The sequence below is a fragment of the Methanolapillus millepedarum genome (assembly GCF_032594115.1).
Classification (GTDB): domain Archaea; phylum Halobacteriota; class Methanosarcinia; order Methanosarcinales; family Methanosarcinaceae; genus Methanolapillus; species Methanolapillus millepedarum.
The window spans coordinates 314,531-333,422 of record NZ_CP131060.1 but is presented as its reverse complement, the minus strand read 5'-3'; the positions used below and the strand labels follow the sequence as shown (position 1 = coordinate 333,422).

The window sequence follows — 18,892 nt, the reverse complement described above, 5'->3', positions numbered from 1 at the left end:
AAGCGGGTTTGCGTTGAAGCATTTGAAGAGCAATTTGAAACGGGATTTTTATGGCAGATTCGGTTGTTTACAAAAAAATAAGGATTAAAGGGGTTGTTCAAGGCGTCGGTTTTCGCCCGTTTGTTTACCGGACGGCTTTGGAACATAAAATCTCCGGCCGCGTGACGAATCTGGGAAATCTGGTTGAAATTGCCGCCGCCGGAACATCCGATGATTTCGATTCTTTTGTTTGCGATTTATCGGCCAAAAATCCGCCGCTTTCCCGAATTGACGACCTTGAAATTTTAGATTTAAATGATTCGGCCGCCGAAAAAAATGCGGATTCGGCCGACCTTTTATTTTTAAAAAGCGCAACATCGTTTTCGATTTCGGAAAGCCACATTGCCAAAAAGGACGCCGAGTCCGGCGCCGGAAACTCAATCATCCCTCCCGATACGGCTATTTGTGCGGATTGCTTAGCGGAACTCAAGGACAAGAGCAACCGCCGTTTCCTGTATCCGTTTACGGTTTGTACCAATTGCGGTCCTCGTTACACAACCGTTCGCAAGCTGCCCTATGACCGTGAAAATACATCCATGGACGATTTTCCGCTGTGTGATGCTTGCCGAAGAGAATACACAAGCGTAGCCGACCGCCGCTACCATGCGCAGCCGGTCTGCTGTCCGGATTGCGGTCCCAAGCATTTTTTTCAAAAGTCAACGGCAGATCCGTCTTGCAAAATAAATCCGCCCTTGTCTTTCGGAAACAACGCGCTCAAGGACGCGGCCAACGCCATTGACGCGGGTTCCGTTGTAGCGCTGAAAGGATACGGCGGCTTTCATTTGGTTTGCGACGCGTTTTCGGAAGAAGCGGTCTCAACGCTGAGGATGCGCCTCAACCGGCCGACGCAGCCGTTTGCGGTGATGGTCCGAAATGAAACCACCGCCCGGCAAATCGGAAATATACAAAACTCCCGGGATAGCGATTTGCTTTCTCTTCTTCAAAATTTCAGGCGGCCGATCGTTGTCTTTGATAAATCCGATTCTTACTCGCTGGCGCCATCCGTTGCGCCCCGCCTTCACAATATTGGCGTTATGCTTCCGTATTCCGGAACGCATCACGTCTTGTTCGAATCTCTCAAAACAGATTGCGTCGTCATGACGTCCGCCAATTTGCCGGGACTTCCAATGGTGGTTGATAACGATGAAGCTGTTTTGGAGCTGTCCAATGTTTGCGATTTCTTTTTGTTTCATAACCGAAAAATCGAAAACAGAACGGATGATACGGTGATTCGATGTGTTGCGGATGAGCCGGTATTTCTTCGTCGGTCCCGCGGTTTTGTTCCTGAAAGAATCCGCCTTCCGTTTTCGTCGGACTTAGGCATTGCGGCCGTCGGCGCTGAAATGAACAACACGATTTCGTTTGCAAAAGACGGAAACGTCTATTTGTCTCAATACATTGGAAATACCAAACATGTCAAAACCGCTCAATATCACGCCGACGCCTTTGAAACGCTCAAACGATTAACCGGAATCCGTCCGTCGGCCTTTGCTTGTGATTTGCATCCCGAATTTAATACGACCAAATTTGCGGAAGAGTTATCGGGCGGTCCAACTCCAAGCCCTCTCTTCCGGATTCAACATCATCACGCACACATTTGTTCCGTTATGGCGGACAACGGGCTTCCAATTGATTCCGAAATCATCGGAATCGCGATTGACGGTGTCGGTTACGGTGATGATCAAACAGTTTGGGGCGGCGAAATTTTCCGGTGCGATTACACCTTTTACGAAAGGGTGGCGTCGCTTGCGCCGCAGCCGATGCCGGGCGGCGACTTAGCGTCTTACTATCCGGCCCGGATGGTTTTTGGAATGCTTTACCCGTATGTGAAAAATGGCAACATTTCCAAAGAGGAGCTTTTCGATTTGGATCTTTATTTCAAGCACGGGCTTGATGAGAAAAAAATGGTGCTCACGCAGCTGGAAAATCATTTCAATTTGGTGACATCGACCAGCACCGGACGGGTTCTTGACACCGTTTCGGCTCTTCTCGGACTTTGCAAAGCCCGGACATACGACGGCGAACCGTCTATGGTTCTTGAGTCAGCGGCAGTTTCGGGTCTTTTGGAATCTCCGGATTTGAATTATTTTGTTCCGACGTTCAAATGTGTCGGGAATCGGCCTGTTTTGGATACAAGCGCCCTTCTTTATTCAATTTATAGGGAGATTCAAAAGCCTGACTCAGAACGCCGATTTTCCAAAAATGAACTTGCCGTCATGGCTGTTCATTCTCTGTCGTTTGGAATGGCGATGCTGGCCGCCGATGCTTGCGAAAAATCCGGAATTTCAACGGTTGGGATTTCGGGAGGCGTTGCCAATAACGATTACATTGTCCGAACATTTTCCGATTATTTGAAACAAAAAGGAATCCGGTTCCTGACGCACAAGAACCTGCCCCCGGGAGACGGATGCATCTCCCACGGGCAGGCGGCGATTGCCGTTGCGCGTCTTTTGTCCGAGAAATCAAAAGAACAATGACGTTTTCTTTCTCTTCTTCTTTCTTTTTTCTTAATAATATCGGACGGTTGTTTTGTAGAGAATTTGGTTATGAGAAACATCAATGACGGTGATTTCCATCGTTTCTCCTTGAGACATCACGTTACCCGCCGGTTTTTTTGTGCTTTTTGAGACGGGATATTCCAAAACCGAAATTTGACTGCTACCGGTGTTGGCAATCACAACGGCGTCTCCGATCCCGACCGTTTCTTTTTTCAAGTAAGACATGTTGGCTTCGGTGCTGCCGACCATAATCTTTAAATTTGAAACTGTTAACGGTGCGCCACCAATGTGTTCCAGTCGGATGACGCCGTACTGCACGGTTCCAACATCCACTTTTTCGTACCGCGCATTCATACTGACCGGCGGTGCCGGCTTTTCAAATTCATAACTGAGAACTTCGGACCCCAGATATCCGGCCATGATGACCGTAATTGCAAGAAGCATTAACACGCCGATAACGGGCGAAATGCCGCGTCTGTCACGTAAAAAATTCGATGATTTTGGTGATTTTGATAATTCCGATGATTTTGATAATTTTGATGATTTCGACGGATATGATTGTGAATTTGATTTTTTTAATTTTGTTTTCATACGAGCGTTGGTTTTTAATTTCATAAACAAGAACCTCCGGTTGGGAGAAAACGGACGATGTTTATGAATCTTTTTAAATAATTTGAAATTGTATTCGAGTGAAAAAATAAAAAAGACAATCTCGACAATTGTTTGACAATAAAAAGTCTTCCGGATATGTAAAAATAAATTGTCGGAATTGCGAAACCTGAAAAATCTTGTTTCAGAATAACCTTTAAATACAATCGTTATGATTATTCGTTGCTTAATTTGATTTTTCTTATATTTTTCACATTCGGGAAAATCAATTGACCGGACAAATTCCAAAATTTTCTTCCTTTTCGTGATGCGAGGGTTGTCGAGCTGGTCAAAGGCGCTGGACTTAAGATCCAGTTTCGAAGGAATTCGTGGGTTCAAATCCCATCCCTCGCATTTCTGGGAGGAGTCCTTTTCCTCCTCTTTTGTTTTTTTTAGAAGTTTAATAAAAAGTCTGTTTTTCTGATTTCGATATTCAATAGCGGGGCGTGTTTGTTGTATTCTTCGATGAGGCGGCGGGTTTTGATTTCGTAATAGTCGTCTTGGCTGTTTTCTCTACGGTCGCCCCGCAGCTCCGCCACGTAATCGGGATTCATGCCGCTTTCTTTCATGTGAGTTGTAAAATAGTGTCTGAACGCCTTGATTGTGGTTTTGTCTTCCGTTCTCGGGCTGTCCGGCTTGTGGAGTCCGGCACGCTGTGCGATTCGTTGAACGTTGATTAGAATACGGTTTGGTCGGATGCGGTTTGTGCATGTTTCGTTCAGGAAAAGAGGGCTGTTCTCTGTGAGGATTTCGCCCTAACTGACTCTCAGTTCAAGGTAGTCAAACAGGAGGTCTCTTAATTGGTCTGTGAACGGCACACGTTCATTTGTCCGTTTGGGATGTTCCGGTATGTAGAACATTTTCAGGTTAAAATCGGTCGTGTGAATCCCGACGTCGAGCATACAAAGTTCTTCCCGTCTGATACCCGTTAAAGCGTATACGGCAATCACGGCACGCCACAAACGGCTTTGAGCGGTTTTTATGAGCAGTTCGATGTCTCCGGTCTCCAGCTGTTGAGTTCGTGCCTTTTGGGGCGGTTTGTAGGTTCTCACGTGACGCTCCCTGAATTGAGGGACGGGGTTGACGGTTGATTCGCCTTCGTCGACGAGATAGGAAAAGAAATTGTTTAAGGCGGTGAAGCGTGTTTTTATTGTTTTGTAAGTGAGCTTCTTTTCTGTTCTCAGAAGGTTATTGTAGTCGATTAGTGACGGTTTGTAGTCTTGGTATGTTGATTCTTGGTTGATAATATCAAGGTCGATGATGTTTATGTAATCGTATATCATTGATTGATATTGTTTTGATGTTCTTTGTGTTAATCCTCTGTTTTGGCAGTCGTTGAAGACAGCTTCCGCTAATCGTGATTTAGTCGTTAAAATAGTATCACCAAAGATAAATAGGATATCTTTTATTTAATTGTTGTTATTAAAATAGTGTCGTCCGCTATCGTTTTATTATATAAAACGATGATTCGATATTGAAAAAAAGAAACGGGCACATTTGAGAATGTGTCCGGAATTAATTTTGTTTATTTGTTATTTTTTTGGCTTAAAATGATCGTAACAAGACACGAGCAACCATCCCTCCAAGAAAGGTCATTGTTGCGGAGAAGATTTGCCAAGCGTCCTCTCTGACTTCCGGCTTAATGAGCATTGCAATTAATGTCATAATTGCAACTGCCGCAATTGCGAGGACGACGAGTTCTTTTTTTCCGATTTCGGGTAATTCGATGTTTTCACCTCCTTTAATAATATGGTGCCGCTTTCGTGTACAGCGGGTAGCGGAAATAAACCGTTTTTGCAGTTGATGAGCCCGCCGTTGCTGTTCCAATCGCCCCTAAGAATTCTGAAAACGTGTTAAATGTGCCATTTATTCTATATGGATAAATATCTGTATTTGTTTTTACGATTTTTGTTCCGTTTTTGTTGAATTTTTGATATGAATAGACACATATGATATTGTTTTCTGTAATTTGTGATTTTGTTGACGCAGTCGATAGAAAATCTGTATACCCGAACGCCGGTATTGTAATTTCGTGTTCAGTCGTATCTGTACCGAATGAAAATTTCAAGAGTGACGCCGCGTATCCATAGTTTGCTTGCTGTGGATTTGGTGTGTAAACCGGGTTTCCATCGTATAGTATATTTCCGTTTTCGTTTTGTGTGAGCGGGTTTTGAACCGGGATTTCCTGAGGTGTCCAAACGCCGGCCGTGAAACAGAAATATACTATTCCCGTATTGTCGGCTTGGTATTGGTCGCCCGGTTGGGGAGATGCGGGTTTATCCGCATCGTTTCCGTGTTGGAAATTTGCCCGTTTGAAAATCGGCGTTGGTTGGGGCATGCTCATTAAAACAACCCTCCGACTGCCTTTTTAATATTACTCACTGATGGCGCTTTTATGTTAGTGTTTTTCACAGCGTTATAGGCTACGCCTAACGGATGCAAGGAAACCACCGTTTGGAGCGTTGATTTCTTTTGCGGTTCGTCACCTCTTGCGCCGCCGCCACCGCCTCCAAAGCCGCCGCCGACTCCGCCCTGACCGAATGCTTCATAGCTTCCTGCCGTTTGTGCCGTTGCGCCTTTTTTGGCTGTTCCTGTATCTCCGCCGTTTCCACCGCCGCCCGTTGTGGTTGTTGTGGTCGTGTTCGCCGGCATTTGGCCGCCGTCCGCAAGATAGTAATTGTAGACGGGTGCCGGCGCGGGTTCTGAAAGAGCTCCGCCGCCTCCGAGTCCGTAATCGTAACCGCCGCCTGAAACTGCTCCGGCTCCGCCACCGTTTCCGCCTCCACCGCCTCCTTTTGAGAAGAGAGCAAAGAGACCAAGAGCAATGACGCCGCCGATTAATACAGTTTTTTCTTGTTTAGTCATTGTCATGTCATGAACTCCTTGTAGGCGTAAATTCCGAGAGCGGCGAGACCTGCAATAATGAGAAGTCCCGTCATGTCGGTTTGGCGTGATTGGTCTTGGCTTGACGCCGTTTCTGTTTTAATAGACGGCGCCACGTCTTGCGCTTGGTCAACAGGGCCGCCCATGCTTCCCTTTTTAAGGGATGCAAACGGCGAGTTGCTGATAACGTTGTAGCTATTGTCAATCACGTATTGCAAGCTCGTTTGATTGGTTGTCGTGGTTGTCGTGGTGGTTGTGTTTTGCGTATTCGTTGAATCGTTGTTAAACAGACCGCCACTAAGAAAACCGTCCATCCAACTAAACGTAGACGAGTTCCCGGACGATGTGAGGTTGAGAGATGATTTTTTGAGGTTTTCCCAAATTGCCATTATTTCAGCCTCCCGAACGTTAACGCTGCCATTATGGCGGCGTTGACCATATCTTGCGTGATTGATTTTTTGACGATTATTTGGATTAAATCGTCTGTTGCGAACGTTTCCATATTTTCGATTTGCACGTTTTTTATTCCTTCTTCTTCGAAAATCGGGTAAGATTCAAGAAGGAGCGGTGGAATTTGGATTCTGTATTTGTAATTTACGATGAGCGTTAACCTGTTGCTTGACCCGTTACGGAGTTGCAATTCATTAGGCAGACCGTATTTTCCAAATACATTATCGCTGTCCCGTTCGAAATCGTGTTCGAAAATGTTTTGTTGAGCGGCGGCTCCGGCTTCGATGTCGTAGATTTTGGGCGGAGATGTTGCATAGCGCCCTTTTTCGAGTCCGGCATACATGGTTTAAGCCTCCTTAGACCATGTAGCTTGTAATCGGAATCATGCCGACGGATTTTGTGATGTCAATTGTTTTTCCGCTGACGTCCGCCCTGAAAGAGACCATCAGGTAGGAATCTTCCTTTGCGCCGGGGGAGCGTTCGCCGAGACGGTAGCCGTTTTGGTTTGTGTTTTCAGCCATTCTCTCCGTTCTGTCTTCGAGAACCGGAACGACTCCGAACTGCATAGCGTTTGTCACGTAAAGGCGGATTTGACCCGGAATGACCGCTCCGGTCGTGTCCTTGACGACCAGTTGGAGAACGCCGCGGATGTCCACACCGTTAACGATTGTTGAAAATCCAAATGTGTTAATGGATTGGGCGGTTGTTCTTTTTTGAAGAATCGGAATGAAATTGTTTGCGTTTGTGAGCACGCCCTGACCGATTGCTTCCCAGTTTGCAAGGGACGTTGTTTGTTCGTATTTGCTTGTCGCTTGCATTTGGTTGTTTTGGGATTCGCTGACGTATGCCATTTAGACCACCGCCACGGCGAGACCGCCAGTTTGCGGGCCGCTGACCATCGAAGAACCTCTTGCGCCGCCGCCGCCGCCGCCGAAGCCTTGGAGCATGCCGCCGATTCCGGAGCCGTAATAGATGTCTTCGCAGCCGTCGAGGATTTCGGCGGAGCTCACAACACGGCGAAACGGACCTGCCGGCAATAGGTAGTTAGCCGCAATACCGATTCCGAGCTTGATGGCGCCGCTTTTGAGGGTTGCATCCCCGACGAGCGGTTTTAAGAGCGCCTCGGAGAGAATTTTAGTTCCGGCCATGGCGAAAGATTCCACCAAGCCGTTTGTAGATGTTTTAATTTTTCCAGTGACTTCTGACATTGTTTTGTCCTGCTGAACCTTTGTTTGTTGTATATTTTTGTTCAGCAATGGACAAAATTAGTCAATATCGATTTATTCGTTTTTAAAATGAGTTAAAATTGATTTGTTAAATCTTCCCAACCGTCTTTTATTTCGACGTTTCCCGAACGGTCAAATATCATGAAATTGTGTTTGTCGTAGTCGATTTGTTTTTTCATGATGTCCGCCGCTCCTTTACTGTATTTGTCAAGAAGTTTTAAGTCGTCTACGCCGCTTTGTTTGAAAGCGATGATGTAGTCTGCGGTGTTACGGATATAGTAATTTATATCCATTAAGCGCCTGCTCATTGTGATTACGTTTGTGAGCATGTAATGCCGGCAGCTGACAAAAAATGATGTTGCGTATGCGGGAAGCTTCTTGTTTGACGGGAAATATAAGTCCGCTTCGTCAAAAATTATTGTATTAAGGGCTTCCGTGTATTGTTTTTTGTTTTCCAATTTATTGCAGTTTGGGATAATGACTCTGTTAATAACATCTTCAAGTTCTTTACTGATGCCTTCAAAATCGGTATGCTTCGGCGTGTAGCGGAAGGGGGCGCCTTCGTGTTCTTTTTGGGGGTCAATAACGAGGGTGTATTTGTCCCGCTCTTCGAACAATTTTTTGACAAGGTGGGTTTTTCCTGAACCTTGGAGTCCGACTACAAGGATTTTGTTGATTTTCTTACCGTCGCCCAATGCTTAACAACTCCTTATGTTGTTGATTACGGGTTTCAAAACTTGTTTGCAAAGTTCGGGGTTTGATTCCATCAATTTTACCACTTGCGATAATTTCATGTCTCCGGCGTTTTCAATGAATTGATTTAAGCCTGTAATGAGGCTTTCGTAGACGATATTGAATTTTTCTTCTTCGTCGAAATTTTGGGCGGAATTTTCGGGCTGTTCTTGGAAAAATTCTTCCGCTTCTGCTTTTGTCGGTCTGTGTGCTTGTTGAGGAGGCGTTTGGTTGAACTGTTCGGCTGGTCTGAATTGGGCGTCTCTTACTGTTTTTGGCGGGACGATTTTTTGCGCTTGTTTTTGTCCGAAGACTTTTTCAGCAAGCGGAGCGTATTTATTCGGGTCTTCGGCAACCCCGTTAAGCAGCTTTGTAACGGCTTCCGCCATGTCTTTTGTAATGAGCTTGAAAATGAACGGTTCTTCGGCCGAGGAGGCCGCCAAAGTGGCGGCTTTTTCGGCGTTCAAAAGAGTATCAAGCGTCAGAGTTTCCGGCATTTTCGGTTTCCTCCGGCTTTTTCGGGAAATTTCGGATTTGTTCGTCGAGAATTTGAATCTTTTTTTCGACTTCCGGTATTTGTTTTTTGAGCGCTTTCACGTTTGATTCGTAATTCGGAAGCTGTTCTCTCATAAATTGAAGTTGAGAGATTGCGGCGTTCTGTGTCTGAATCAATCCTTTGTATTCAATTAATTGTTCTTCTGTTAATGATTTTTCATCAATCATTTTTTACACCATCCTTTTTGTTTCTTTCCGCAGTCGGGGCAACGCTTGAACGGTTCGTCTTCTTCGTGGTTGCAGTTTCCGCAACGGAAAACGATTTCCGAGAGCGTAATAATGCGTTTCTTGTGGTTGAATTTGATTTCAATATATCCTTTGTTTTTAGCGGCAATCATAAGAGCGAAACCTCCTGATTCACCGGCATTTCCTGAACAAATTCAAGTGGAACGTAACGAATTCTCATGTTCCGGCGTTCAAATTCCGCGTTGAGGGTTTCGGTCACTTTGTCGGCGCCTTCGAAAAATTCCTTGTCGTCCATTTTTTTCATTCTTTCGATGGCGAGAGGCAATAAAGTTTCAAAATTCATTTTCTTCACCACATGCCGGGCATTTGCCGAATTTTGCGCTGCTTCTGTAACGGCATGCGCCGCATTTGTAAACTGTCGGGTCAAGCGCTTCTTTTTGTTCCTTGAAAAGCGGCACAGCCGGTTTTTGGGGCTCTTCTTTTTTGTCGTCTTTCGGCGGTTCTGTTGGTTTTGTCGGGTCAATTTCTGTCATGTCTTCGGGGTCTCCGCATACTTGTTTGTCATAGTGGTAATTAAGCCTCTGTTTCGTCGCAAAGCGTTTTCCGCAAAGGTCGCAAATAAAAGGCTTTTCTGCTGTCATTTGTTAAACTCCTTTAACAATTGTTTATGTGCGCTTAACAATTGTTAAGCATTTTTTAACAATTGTTAAAACCTTTTTAACAATTCGAATTCAAGTTAAATTGTTTTGTTAAAACGCAAGCGGTTAACTGTGTAAATTCTCCCACCCTCAATAATCCCAAAAACAAATAGCGTCGGTGAGGCCTGATGGGGGGCTCGTCCCCCCCTGAGGGCCGAATCCGGCGCCTCGACAACCGACGGCAAGCCGTCGGTTGTCGATAATACCTTGTTTCACATAATGGGGTAGGCAGGGAGGTGAAACCTTTTTATACCTTGTTTCACATAATGGGGTAGGCAGGGAGGTGAAACCTTCTTTTTTTTTAAAAAAAAGAAGGCACGGTCAATTTATATGCATTATTTATATAATATTCACTTTTTCCCAAAAAAGACCCTTTTTTACATATACGCTCACATTTTCGCAAAAGGAGACTCTCAGAGTCTCTCAAAAGAATAAAAATAGCGGTTGACGTTGCTTACTGTGAAAGAATATTTTGAAAAAGAAGCGGTTGAACCTGACTCTGAGAGTCTCTCAAAATGGGGTTCAGAGACTCTCAGAGTTTCCCAAAGTTTTTTAGTTATAGAAGTTTGGACTGTTTGAATCGGCAATAGTCGTTGGACAGTTTCAAGATTGTCTTATTCGTTCTACCGCTTCGGTATGTTTCAAGTTCGTATTTATCCGGCCATTCCTTAACCATCCGCTCGGCTAATTTTCGAGCGGCTGATAAGTATTTGTATTGGCAGATTTCTTTAATTTTCGTCATGCTGAGCGGGTTCGTCGGGCTGATTGTGTTTGAGACCATAACAACCCGCTGCTGGAACTCCGAGAGGATTAACGGACTCCTGCGTTGAGCTTGGATAATATCATACCGCATCTGTTCCGCTTCGTGTTTGCTTAGTGGTGTGATTTTACCCATTTTTCAGAACCACCCCGAAATTTGCCTGTCTGACCGTTTTCCCGTTCATTTGTTGAAACAGATAGGTAATGACTGCAATTGTCCATCCGTTGCCGATACATTCATACCGTTTCGATTTTGGAATTCCTTCTGTGTATCCTACCGGCAGCGTTTGAGCCTCTTCGCATTCCTCCGGCGTTAAATATCTCATTTCTCCCGTTTCCGCTTTTACTTTGAACGGTTTTTCCCGTTCATTCTCCTTTGTGTTTTTGTTGTGGCGGTCGATTCGTGTTAAAATGCACGGACATTTTTCCTTATCGGTCGTCGCTCCGTCGAGGATTCGCGCGAACGGTATTTTTTTGTCTTTCGGCGGCCGAATTTCCCAATTTGCCCAATACAACCGTTCCCGATTTTGAGCAGATACGAGGGATGAATTGATTAAAACAGGTCTTGTCCTCAGGTATCCGCTGATAAGTTTTTCTTCAATCGGGTTCATCTTTACGTTTTCGAGTAAGAATTTGACGGCCGGGTTTACGGACTGAATTCTGTTTAGAATGTTCAGGTATTCGAAAAATAACCCGCTGCGTTCGTCGTCAAGACCGGCTTTTCTCCCCGCCTGGCTGAAGCCCTGACACGGTGAGCCGCCGATGAGCAGGTCGATTTCAGACCAATTGATTTTCCAATGCTTCCACGCCCGAACATCTCCGAGTTCGATTATTTCGGGGTGGTTTTTCCATGCTATTTTCATGGCGTCGGTGTTGATTTCGGAGGCGTAATATATTTTTACGTCAACCCCGGCGTTTTTTAACGCTTGCGCACCGCAAGCGATGCCGTCGAAAAGAGAAAGAACGGTTATTCCACTCATTCAATCCCACCCCCCATATATTTCAATAATAACGAGGCCGAGGAGGAACCCCATCTCCGTAAAAATTAAACAGAATAAAAAAAAGAGTTCGGGGCTCATGATTTCACCCCTTTTAAATATGCATTAATGCACGTTTCGCAAAATGGGTGTTCTTCCAAAAATATGTCTGTCGGATGCACCCTCAACATATTTTTAATGACTTTACCGCATAATGTTTTCTCTCCTTTTTCGATTGTTATGTGTGTCGGAGTGTGTTCTCTCCGAGATTGTTTTAAAACGTAAAAATTGACATATGAGGTCATTCTGAAACCTCCTCAAATCCATAGCTCATTCCGATTTGGCATTTGTTACAAATAACAATCCTTATGTCCGCGTTTACTGTATTTTTTGATGTGCCGTTAATCAAGAGACGACCACACGTGCAGCGTATAATGTCGTGTTTTTCACCGCACGTGTCGTAGGCTGGACCGACGTATTCCATTATTCCGCCCCCTTTGCGAAAACGGCAAAGCCGCCGACGGAATCGTTATTGACAATACTTTCTTTTTTGCTTATGTAGTCTGAGTTTTTGCGCAACTCTTTAATGATCATGCAAGTCTTGGCAAATTCCCATTCCCAATAAGAAGCTTCTTCCGCCATTTCTTCTTGGATTTTCTTGTCGGTCGATTCCGCATAAGAACGGACGGCGGCTTGATGGTTTTGAGATTCTCTTTGAGAGAGGTCTTTCATTTTTTGGATGAGCTCGTTTCTAACGGCTCCGCTAATTGATTTTTGTTTCATATAGTTCAATCCATAATGTTCTTATCAGGGTGTTCAGTCCTGATGATTTCAAATAAGATTCAAAAGATATAAATAGTTGTCTATCGTTTTTCTTCTTAATGGTGGAGCTCTCGGGCTGTTCACCCTAATTATGCTTTTGCTGATGCCGTTTTCTGTTCAATCCGCGGCGGACATGTAAAAAATAAAGGGCTCCTTCCAGAAATTCCGAGAATCGTCACGTGTTGGCGGTGTGGGTTCAAATCCCATCCCTCGCATAAATCCTAAATTTGTGAAACGGAGTCCTACCCTCCGTTTCTTTTTTTATCCCCATCTCTTTTTGTGTCACCCAAAAACATTCAGAATCATCAAAAATCTTTGATTCGTTTTTTAAATACGATGACCGCCTAAGAATAGATAATCAATATTAAATGATTGAATTCATTTTTGAAGGATTTTTATGACGGAACAAAACACTTCAAAACCCGGGCAACCCGGTAAACACATGCCGGCCGAGACCTCTGACTCGGCAGCCGCTTTGGCCTCCATGTCCAAAGAAGGCATCCGTGTGACAATAATCGGTATGGTTGTCAATGTGGTTTTGACAATTTTTAAAGTCGTTGTCGGATTTTTCGGACACAGCGAAGCGTTGATTGCGGATGGTATTCATTCTCTTTCAGATCTCCTCAGCGACATTGTCGTGATTTTGAGCCTGAAAATTTCCGCAAAACCGGGCGATAAATCTCACAATTACGGTCACGGCAAAGTGGAAACACTCGCATCGACCGTTGTCGGGTTTATGCTTCTTCTCGCCGGTATTTTGATCTTTTACGGCGGTGCGGTTTCGATTTATAAATTCATGAATGGCATTCTCCCGGAAACGCCGACCGCTCTCACATTTTATGCGGCGCTGTCGTCTATCATTATTAAAGAACTGCTTTATCAATACACGCACCGGGTGGCTAAAAAATTAGACAGTAATTTGATTGAAGTGAATGCCTGGCACCACCGGTCGGATGCTTTTTCCTCCGTTGGCGTTGCCGCCGGAATCGGCGCTGCGATTCTTTTGGGCGGTTCGTGGGTGCTTCTTGACCCGATTATGGCCGTTATATTGGCTCTTTACATTCTTTACATTGCCTTTAAAATCATATATGCCAACGTCAATGATTTGGCGGAAGCGTCTCTCGGCCCTGCGGTTCACGAAGACATTCTCAAAATTGTTTCCGAACAACACGGCGTTCGCGATTGCCATTCCCTTAAAACCCGAAAACTCGGCAACACAAAAGCGATTGATCTCCACATTATGGTCGATGGCAATCTCAGCGTGGAAGAAGCAGACGACATACAAACAGAAATCGAAAAATGCTTAAAGGAACGGTTTGGGCCAAGTACTTTCGTGATGATTAAGGTGGAAAAATATTTGCCGGATGAAGCGGTTTTGGAAGAACACAAGCATGCAGAGATATAATTTCAAATTTTTTATTTTTTCGGCAGGCAGCTCTGCGCGCGTTATGGCGACACATTTTGATGATTTTAATAAAATGTGAGTTTGTTTTTTATTTGTCTCTTTTTCATTTTCTTTTTTTCATTCTTCTCTTTTGTCAATAATATTTTATATTTAAAATCAGTTTGATAAACGCGTGACTTAAATTTGACCGGAATATTTCGTTGAACCCTGTTGATCGGATTGTTTCTGTCTTTTTAATTTTATTTTAATTTTTAAAATAATTGAATCATGTTCAGTTTTGATTGAAACCGAATAATATTTGGGATGAATTATGGCAAAAAAACCACAAACATTGGCTGAAAAAATTATCAGTGGCCGTGCCGGAAAAGACGTTTATGCCGGCGACATTACGCTTGTCGATGTCGATGTGACCGCTGTTCAAGACGGTACCGGACCGCTGGCGGTTCAGCAGCTTGAAAAAATGAATCTTGTTCAAGCGGCAAACCCGGAACGGACAGTTCTTTTCATTGACCACGCAGCGCCCAGTCCGCAAAAAGATTTATCCAACGCTCACCAAATTCTTCGGACTTTTTCCAAAAAAACGGGTGCACAGCTCTCGGAAGCCGGCGAAGGTGTTTGCCACCAGCGGCTTGTTGAAACATATGTGAATCCGGGAGAAGTTCTCATCGGCGCCGATTCCCACACGTGTACATCCGGCGCTCTCGGCGCGTTTTCAACCGGCATGGGTTCCACCGATGTTGCCGTCGGAATCGCTCTCGGGAAAACCTGGTTCCGTGTTCCCGAAACCTTCCGTGTCAACGTGACCGGAACGTTTCCAAAAGGCGTTTACGCGAAAGACTTAATTCTTCACCTCATCGGCCTCATCGGCGCCGACGGCGCAACTTACAAGGCCTTGGAATTCGGCGGCGAAACCGTTGAAAATATGACCATGTCCGAGCGGTTTACGCTTGCCAACATGGCAGTTGAAGCCGGTGCCAAAGCCGGTCTTTTTGAAACCGACGAAAAAACGCGCGCTTACCTCAAAGAACATGGCCGCGGCGACAAATATAAAGAAATCAAAGCCGATAAAGGCGCAACTTATGAGCGCGTCATTGACATTGACGTGTCCAAACTTCAGCCGACGATTTCAAAACCGCACACGGTGGACAATACAGCAATCGTCACCGAAATTGAAGGCACGAAAATCGACCAAGTCTTCATCGGAACCTGTACAAACGGCCGAATTGACGACTTGGAAATCGCCGCTAAAATTTTAAACGGTAAAAAACGCCACCCGGACACTCGCTTGATTGTTGTCCCGGCGTCCAAAGACGTCTTTTTGGAAGCTGTTCAAAAGGGATATATTGAAACATTTATCAAAGCCGGTGCCATTATTATGGCGCCCGGATGCGGTCCTTGCGTCGGCGTTCATGAAGGGGCTCTCGCGGACGGTGAAGCGTGTTTGGCGACCCAAAACCGCAACTTCCAAGGACGGATGGGCAACACGGAAGGATTTATTTATCTCGGCTCTCCGGCAACGGCAGCCGCAACTGCCATTTACGGCGTCATTACCGACCCGAGAAAGGTGATTTAAAATGGAAACCGTTTACAAAGGAAAAGCATTCAAATTCGGTGACGACATCAGTACAGACCACATCGCGCCCGGCCGCCTTTTCCACCTCCGGACAAATTTGCCGGAATTGGCCAAACACGTGCTTGAAGACGCCGACCCGGAGTTTGCCAAAAAAGTTCAAAAAGGAGACTTCGTTGTCGCCGGAAACAATTTCGGTCTCGGATCATCCCGGGAGCATGCGCCGACTATCATCAAAATGGCCGGTGTTTCCGCTGTTTTGGCGAAATCGTTCGCTCGGATTTTCTACAGAAACGCAATCAATGTCGGACTTCCGGTCCTCATTTGCGACACCGATCAGATCAGTGAGGGCGACCAACTTGAAGTGGATTTGTCTTCCGGAACAATTAAAGACGTGACCAAAGGAATAACGTTGACATTCTCACCGCTTCCGGACGCCATGATTAAGATTTTAAATGACGGCGGTCTTGTGGCGCATATTGAAAAGAACGGCGGATTCAATATCGATTGATAAAAGCGGATTTTTCCGTTTTCTTCTTCTTTTTTTATTTTATCTTCTTCTTTTCATCTTCCCTTTTCTTTTTGAATTTTTGATCTTCATTGAAAAATGTATACATCAGATACTCAAATTATCTGATTTTAATTGTAATCGTTATTCAAAAACAAAAAATAAATTATATATACTGCAAGCTCATGTTGTTTGTATTTATAAGGAAGAGTGAATTTATGGCAACATCATCGTACACTGACACAGTGATTATTAAAAATAAAAAAACCGCCGCATTATTAAGAAAATATAAAAGCGGCGATCTTAGAACAAACAACAATGAGGATACGGATGTTGATATTTTCGAAGAAATGAGAAAATGCAATGAATTGCTTTAATTCTTAATTTTCGAAAGCTTGCCGATTAATTTCGGAAGACTTTTATAACTTTGCCCAATGAAAAGAAAAACGAAGACGGTTCCATCATCTTCGCTTATTTCATTTCCGATTTTCGTCAGGCAATTTCTTTTCCCTCGATGCTCAGCGCCTGATGCGGACACATGCTGATGCATAACTTGCACCGGATGCACCGGTCAACTTCCGATTTCAAATTCCAATTATCGTCAAACGAAAAAACCTTGACGGGACACACTGAAATGCAGCCGCCGCATTCAACACATTCGTTTTCATCCCGCTTGATCAAATCGTGAATCGGAACCACCCGGACGCCTTTTGAGCACAACTCTTTTTTGATGCTCTCATAGCTTTGGTCAATGACTTCGATAATCATTTCCCCGCCGTTCATATCCACAACAGATGAAACAATACTGACCAAAACGCCGGTCTTTAAGATGACTTCCGAGAGAATCGGCGCGTTCACGCGCTCTTCCGGGAACGTGATTTTTAATTTCATTGATTTCTCCCCCTGGAAAATAATTGGCTGATATGTTCGCTTGTGATGAGCCCGACTACATTTCTGTTCTCGTCAATCACCGGCATTGCGGAAATATGATTTTCCGCCATTTTTTTGGCAGCGGTGTCCACCAAATCGTTTGGTCCGCACGTCACCACGTTTTTGGTCATGCACGCTTCAATCGTTCCCAAATGGTTTTCGGAAACCGCTTTTGAAATATCCCAGGAGGTGATAATACCGGCCAATTTTTTATCGGCGACAACCGGCAAATGATTGCGCTCATTTTTGCGCATGATTTTTGCGGCGTCAACGACACTTTTCGTCACATCGACCGTTTCGATATTTCCACTCATCACATCTTTAACGAGCGGGATTTTATTGGTTTCCTTCATCGGTTTGGTGGTTTGTTTGAGCGGAAGCGGATATACGGGCGCGCTGAGCGTGAATGTTCCCCTTTCAATCCAATCTTTAAGTTCTTCGGCCACTTTTCGCGCGGTCTTGAAAACGGACAGCGGCGAAGTCGGAACGGTTTTGCCGTAAAGTTCGACGCTTCCGGATTTGAGTTCTTCGTACGTTGCTGTTCGAATCACAGGTCGGTCCCGCTTTCCGATGGAATAGTCTTTGATGCCGACGGAAATATCACAGTCCCGAACGGCGGTCGATTTTGCCATTTCGGCGTCTAAGATCGGAATCGGAATTCCGAGACCCAGATAAAGGGAAGTGCCGTAGCCGCTAAAGGAGGCAGCGTTGACGTATTCCTTTTTCATTTGTTTGAGGTTTCCGGTGGTCATGAGCGTCGCGTAGCCGCCAGCGGTCGAACATTGCGTTCCTTCACCGACAATCATGCCCTGCGCGCCGCCTAAAAAGATTTTGGTGCCGGCACCGATGGTCCGGTAGGTCGAATCGTTTGAAATCGGAGACAAAATGCCGGCGCCTGAATACGTCACATTTTTGCAGTCCGGCAAAAGTTCGCCCATGTAGGTGTGCAGTATTTTTTTCGAACCGTTTGTGGCGGCGTCATATCTTTGATACGCGTTTCTCGGATTCACCATGACGGCTTGGTTCAAATCGTTCAGCGTCACCGTCGTCGTGAGCTCTTTTCTCGGGTAGCAATCGGTACCGTAAGAATAAGCGGCAACCTCCACCTCTTTTCCCGAAATCAAATCTTCAATCACATGAGCGCCGCCGTATTTTAAACCGACTTTTTCGGAAAATTGTGTCGCACCTAAGTAAGCGTCAACGGCGGCCACGCCGGAGTACGCTTCCACGCCATTCATGAACATTTTTGTGATTTTAATCGGCGTTTCCGAGTGCCCGAAGTTGAAAAAAACACCGGAGGAACACATGGCGCCAAACGTTCCGGTCGTGACGACATCCACTTCCGCTGCCGCTTTTTCTGCGCCGATGTCGTCGACAATGTCCGACATGTCCTCCGCCGTGACAACACAAACATCACCGGACGCAATTTTTTGATTAATTTCAGCAATTGTTTTCACCATTCTTAAATCCCCTCAAAAATAAAATTTGTTACTTTTCTGATACATTGATTCATTAAATATGTTTGTCCTTCTTTATTTTTCGGACTTTATTCTCATTTCTTTTTTAATTCTTTCCATTTCTTTTTGTTTAAATTCTTCTTTTTTTATTTTAGTTCTTTCTCATCATTTTGTTTTTTGTTGCTCAGCCATCTTTTTATAAAAGAATTCGGGTAATTTGAATTGAAACGATACTAATCTATATAAAATTGACTGTTAATTATTACTATTGGTTATATTTCATCCATTGAACCTTTTGACCCTTATTTTTATTTTCTTTTTTATTATGTTTAATATATATTTACCAAATGAAGCATATCATTTTTAAATAATGACAGACTAGCTATGTTGCTGTAGAATAAAAAATAAAAATCATCTTCGAACTCAGAGTCAATGTTTTCATTTTTGATGAAATCATTCTCATGAGAAGAAATTTTATATAATCTTATATAATTATATTTTAAATAATATAATTATGCCTTTTGCGTTAATATTAAACCGGCGTAAAGG

Annotated in this window: 24 protein-coding genes and 1 tRNA gene; 5 read left to right on the top strand and 20 right to left on the bottom strand. The window is 44.4% G+C overall.

Going from position 1 to position 18,892, the window contains the following annotated elements:
• Positions 1 to 50: 50 nt before the first annotated feature.
• Complete coding sequence (hypF, locus tag MsAc7_RS01690) at positions 51 to 2,516, top strand: carbamoyltransferase HypF (RefSeq protein WP_338102877.1); 2,466 nt, start codon at positions 51 to 53, stop codon at positions 2,514 to 2,516.
• Between the two features lie 30 nt (positions 2,517 to 2,546).
• Here the strand turns inward: hypF and MsAc7_RS01685 are convergent, their stop codons facing one another.
• Positions 2,547 to 3,128: a type IV pilin domain-containing protein gene (locus tag MsAc7_RS01685; protein ID WP_338103444.1), complete on the bottom strand. Its 582-nt coding sequence runs from the start codon at positions 3,126 to 3,128 to the stop codon at positions 2,547 to 2,549.
• Between the two features lie 327 nt (positions 3,129 to 3,455).
• Here MsAc7_RS01685 and MsAc7_RS01680 point away from each other — a divergent pair.
• Positions 3,456 to 3,539: transfer RNA gene (locus MsAc7_RS01680), tRNA-Leu, on the top strand.
• 38 nt (positions 3,540 to 3,577) lie between these two features.
• Here the strand turns inward: MsAc7_RS01680 and MsAc7_RS01675 are convergent.
• The 17 genes from MsAc7_RS01675 to MsAc7_RS01595 form a co-directional block, all read right to left on the bottom strand.
• Positions 3,578 to 3,739, bottom strand: a complete 162-nt coding sequence (locus MsAc7_RS01675) for a hypothetical protein (protein WP_338102876.1) — start codon at positions 3,737 to 3,739, stop codon at positions 3,578 to 3,580.
• 201 nt (positions 3,740 to 3,940) lie between these two features.
• Complete coding sequence (locus tag MsAc7_RS01670) at positions 3,941 to 4,561, bottom strand: phage integrase N-terminal SAM-like domain-containing protein (RefSeq protein WP_338103443.1); 621 nt, start codon at positions 4,559 to 4,561, stop codon at positions 3,941 to 3,943.
• A 365-nt stretch (positions 4,562 to 4,926) separates the two neighbouring features.
• Entirely contained in the window at positions 4,927 to 5,529 is a 603-nt protein-coding gene (locus MsAc7_RS01665) for a hypothetical protein (RefSeq protein ID WP_338102875.1), read from the bottom strand.
• On the bottom strand, positions 5,529 to 6,056 hold the full coding sequence (locus MsAc7_RS01660; RefSeq protein ID WP_338102874.1) for a hypothetical protein: 528 nt from the start codon (positions 6,054 to 6,056) through the stop codon (positions 5,529 to 5,531). The genes MsAc7_RS01665 and MsAc7_RS01660 overlap by 1 nt, the downstream gene beginning before the upstream one ends.
• Positions 6,053 to 6,457, bottom strand: a complete 405-nt coding sequence (locus MsAc7_RS01655) for a hypothetical protein (RefSeq protein WP_338102873.1) — start codon at positions 6,455 to 6,457, stop codon at positions 6,053 to 6,055. Before MsAc7_RS01655 ends, MsAc7_RS01660 begins: the two co-directional genes overlap by 4 nt.
• Positions 6,457 to 6,861, bottom strand: coding sequence for a hypothetical protein (locus MsAc7_RS01650; RefSeq protein ID WP_338102872.1), 405 nt, complete (start codon positions 6,859 to 6,861; stop codon positions 6,457 to 6,459). The genes MsAc7_RS01655 and MsAc7_RS01650 overlap by 1 nt, the downstream gene beginning before the upstream one ends.
• A 13-nt stretch (positions 6,862 to 6,874) precedes the next feature.
• A complete protein-coding gene (locus MsAc7_RS01645) occupies positions 6,875 to 7,369 on the bottom strand; it encodes a hypothetical protein (protein ID WP_338102871.1) in 495 nt (164 codons plus the stop codon).
• On the bottom strand, positions 7,370 to 7,726 hold the full coding sequence (locus MsAc7_RS01640; protein WP_338102870.1) for a hypothetical protein: 357 nt from the start codon (positions 7,724 to 7,726) through the stop codon (positions 7,370 to 7,372).
• Between the two features lie 92 nt (positions 7,727 to 7,818).
• Positions 7,819 to 8,439, bottom strand: coding sequence for an ATP-binding protein (locus MsAc7_RS01635; RefSeq protein WP_338102869.1), 621 nt, complete (start codon positions 8,437 to 8,439; stop codon positions 7,819 to 7,821).
• 3 nt (positions 8,440 to 8,442) lie between these two features.
• Positions 8,443 to 8,973, bottom strand: a complete 531-nt coding sequence (locus MsAc7_RS01630) for a hypothetical protein (RefSeq protein ID WP_338102868.1) — start codon at positions 8,971 to 8,973, stop codon at positions 8,443 to 8,445.
• On the bottom strand, positions 8,951 to 9,199 hold the full coding sequence (locus tag MsAc7_RS01625; protein WP_338102867.1) for a hypothetical protein: 249 nt from the start codon (positions 9,197 to 9,199) through the stop codon (positions 8,951 to 8,953). Before MsAc7_RS01625 ends, MsAc7_RS01630 begins: the two co-directional genes overlap by 23 nt.
• Positions 9,196 to 9,369 (bottom strand): hypothetical protein, encoded by a 174-nt coding sequence (locus tag MsAc7_RS01620; RefSeq protein ID WP_338102866.1) that lies wholly within the window; start codon positions 9,367 to 9,369, stop codon positions 9,196 to 9,198. Before MsAc7_RS01620 ends, MsAc7_RS01625 begins: the two co-directional genes overlap by 4 nt.
• Positions 9,366 to 9,560: a hypothetical protein gene (locus MsAc7_RS01615; RefSeq protein WP_338102865.1), complete on the bottom strand. Its 195-nt coding sequence runs from the start codon at positions 9,558 to 9,560 to the stop codon at positions 9,366 to 9,368. The genes MsAc7_RS01620 and MsAc7_RS01615 overlap by 4 nt, the downstream gene beginning before the upstream one ends.
• Positions 9,550 to 9,858, bottom strand: coding sequence for a hypothetical protein (locus tag MsAc7_RS01610; protein WP_338102864.1), 309 nt, complete (start codon positions 9,856 to 9,858; stop codon positions 9,550 to 9,552). The genes MsAc7_RS01615 and MsAc7_RS01610 overlap by 11 nt, the downstream gene beginning before the upstream one ends.
• Before the next feature lie 613 nt (positions 9,859 to 10,471).
• Complete coding sequence (locus MsAc7_RS01605) at positions 10,472 to 10,810, bottom strand: hypothetical protein (protein ID WP_338102863.1); 339 nt, start codon at positions 10,808 to 10,810, stop codon at positions 10,472 to 10,474.
• Positions 10,803 to 11,654, bottom strand: a complete 852-nt coding sequence (locus tag MsAc7_RS01600; protein ID WP_338102862.1) for a DNA cytosine methyltransferase — start codon at positions 11,652 to 11,654, stop codon at positions 10,803 to 10,805. The genes MsAc7_RS01605 and MsAc7_RS01600 overlap by 8 nt, the downstream gene beginning before the upstream one ends.
• A gap of 480 nt (positions 11,655 to 12,134) precedes the next feature.
• The gene (locus MsAc7_RS01595) at positions 12,135 to 12,434 is read right to left on the bottom strand and encodes a hypothetical protein (RefSeq protein WP_338102861.1); all 300 of its coding nucleotides are present in this window, start codon (positions 12,432 to 12,434) and stop codon (positions 12,135 to 12,137) included.
• A 436-nt stretch (positions 12,435 to 12,870) separates the two neighbouring features.
• On the opposite strand from MsAc7_RS01595, the gene MsAc7_RS01590 reads away from it, so the two are divergent.
• The 3 genes from MsAc7_RS01590 (at position 12,871) to MsAc7_RS01580 (ending at position 15,959) form a co-directional block, all read left to right on the top strand.
• Positions 12,871 to 13,878: a cation diffusion facilitator family transporter gene (locus tag MsAc7_RS01590; RefSeq protein ID WP_338102860.1), complete on the top strand. Its 1,008-nt coding sequence runs from the start codon at positions 12,871 to 12,873 to the stop codon at positions 13,876 to 13,878.
• Between the two features lie 310 nt (positions 13,879 to 14,188).
• Positions 14,189 to 15,451 carry a 3-isopropylmalate dehydratase large subunit gene (locus MsAc7_RS01585; RefSeq protein ID WP_338102859.1) on the top strand — a complete coding sequence of 421 codons (1,263 nt, stop codon included), beginning with the start codon at positions 14,189 to 14,191 and terminating at the stop codon, positions 15,449 to 15,451.
• A 1-nt stretch (position 15,452) separates the two neighbouring features.
• Positions 15,453 to 15,959 (top strand): 3-isopropylmalate dehydratase small subunit, encoded by a 507-nt coding sequence (locus MsAc7_RS01580; RefSeq protein WP_338102858.1) that lies wholly within the window; start codon positions 15,453 to 15,455, stop codon positions 15,957 to 15,959.
• Between the two features lie 489 nt (positions 15,960 to 16,448).
• Here MsAc7_RS01580 and MsAc7_RS01575 read toward each other — a convergent pair whose 3' ends face one another.
• Complete coding sequence (locus tag MsAc7_RS01575; RefSeq protein ID WP_338102857.1) at positions 16,449 to 16,847, bottom strand: 4Fe-4S binding protein; 399 nt, start codon at positions 16,845 to 16,847, stop codon at positions 16,449 to 16,451.
• Positions 16,844 to 18,346 carry a homocysteine biosynthesis protein gene (locus tag MsAc7_RS01570; RefSeq protein ID WP_338102856.1) on the bottom strand — a complete coding sequence of 501 codons (1,503 nt, stop codon included), beginning with the start codon at positions 18,344 to 18,346 and terminating at the stop codon, positions 16,844 to 16,846. Before MsAc7_RS01570 ends, MsAc7_RS01575 begins: the two co-directional genes overlap by 4 nt.
• Positions 18,347 to 18,892 lie beyond the last annotated feature (546 nt).

Excerpts from the sequence above, each read along its gene's own strand:
- MsAc7_RS01570 (WP_338102856.1), bottom strand. The coding sequence starts at position 18,346 with ATGGTGAAAACAATTGCTGAAATTAATCAAAAAATTGCGTCCGGTGAT.
- MsAc7_RS01605 (WP_338102863.1), bottom strand. The coding sequence starts at position 10,810 with ATGGGTAAAATCACACCACTAAGCAAACACGAAGCGGAACAGATGCGG.
- MsAc7_RS01620 (WP_338102866.1), bottom strand. The coding sequence starts at position 9,369 with ATGATTGCCGCTAAAAACAAAGGATATATTGAAATCAAATTCAACCAC.
- MsAc7_RS01660 (WP_338102874.1), bottom strand. The coding sequence starts at position 6,056 with ATGACAATGACTAAACAAGAAAAAACTGTATTAATCGGCGGCGTCATT.
- MsAc7_RS01640 (WP_338102870.1), bottom strand. The coding sequence starts at position 7,726 with ATGTCAGAAGTCACTGGAAAAATTAAAACATCTACAAACGGCTTGGTG.
- MsAc7_RS01645 (WP_338102871.1), bottom strand. The coding sequence starts at position 7,369 with ATGGCATACGTCAGCGAATCCCAAAACAACCAAATGCAAGCGACAAGC.
- MsAc7_RS01685 (WP_338103444.1), bottom strand. The coding sequence starts at position 3,128 with ATGAAAACAAAATTAAAAAAATCAAATTCACAATCATATCCGTCGAAA.
- MsAc7_RS01595 (WP_338102861.1), bottom strand. The coding sequence starts at position 12,434 with ATGAAACAAAAATCAATTAGCGGAGCCGTTAGAAACGAGCTCATCCAA.
- hypF (WP_338102877.1), top strand. The coding sequence starts at position 51 with ATGGCAGATTCGGTTGTTTACAAAAAAATAAGGATTAAAGGGGTTGTT.
- MsAc7_RS01600 (WP_338102862.1), bottom strand. The coding sequence starts at position 11,654 with ATGAGTGGAATAACCGTTCTTTCTCTTTTCGACGGCATCGCTTGCGGT.
- MsAc7_RS01625 (WP_338102867.1), bottom strand. The coding sequence starts at position 9,199 with ATGATTGATGAAAAATCATTAACAGAAGAACAATTAATTGAATACAAA.
- MsAc7_RS01610 (WP_338102864.1), bottom strand. The coding sequence starts at position 9,858 with ATGACAGCAGAAAAGCCTTTTATTTGCGACCTTTGCGGAAAACGCTTT.
- MsAc7_RS01590 (WP_338102860.1), top strand. The coding sequence starts at position 12,871 with ATGACGGAACAAAACACTTCAAAACCCGGGCAACCCGGTAAACACATG.
- MsAc7_RS01580 (WP_338102858.1), top strand. The coding sequence starts at position 15,453 with ATGGAAACCGTTTACAAAGGAAAAGCATTCAAATTCGGTGACGACATC.
- MsAc7_RS01585 (WP_338102859.1), top strand. The coding sequence starts at position 14,189 with ATGGCAAAAAAACCACAAACATTGGCTGAAAAAATTATCAGTGGCCGT.
- MsAc7_RS01630 (WP_338102868.1), bottom strand. The coding sequence starts at position 8,973 with ATGCCGGAAACTCTGACGCTTGATACTCTTTTGAACGCCGAAAAAGCC.
- MsAc7_RS01655 (WP_338102873.1), bottom strand. The coding sequence starts at position 6,457 with ATGGCAATTTGGGAAAACCTCAAAAAATCATCTCTCAACCTCACATCG.
- MsAc7_RS01615 (WP_338102865.1), bottom strand. The coding sequence starts at position 9,560 with ATGAATTTTGAAACTTTATTGCCTCTCGCCATCGAAAGAATGAAAAAA.
- MsAc7_RS01675 (WP_338102876.1), bottom strand. The coding sequence starts at position 3,739 with ATGAATCCCGATTACGTGGCGGAGCTGCGGGGCGACCGTAGAGAAAAC.
- MsAc7_RS01650 (WP_338102872.1), bottom strand. The coding sequence starts at position 6,861 with ATGTATGCCGGACTCGAAAAAGGGCGCTATGCAACATCTCCGCCCAAA.
- MsAc7_RS01575 (WP_338102857.1), bottom strand. The coding sequence starts at position 16,847 with ATGAAATTAAAAATCACGTTCCCGGAAGAGCGCGTGAACGCGCCGATT.
- MsAc7_RS01665 (WP_338102875.1), bottom strand. The coding sequence starts at position 5,529 with ATGAGCATGCCCCAACCAACGCCGATTTTCAAACGGGCAAATTTCCAA.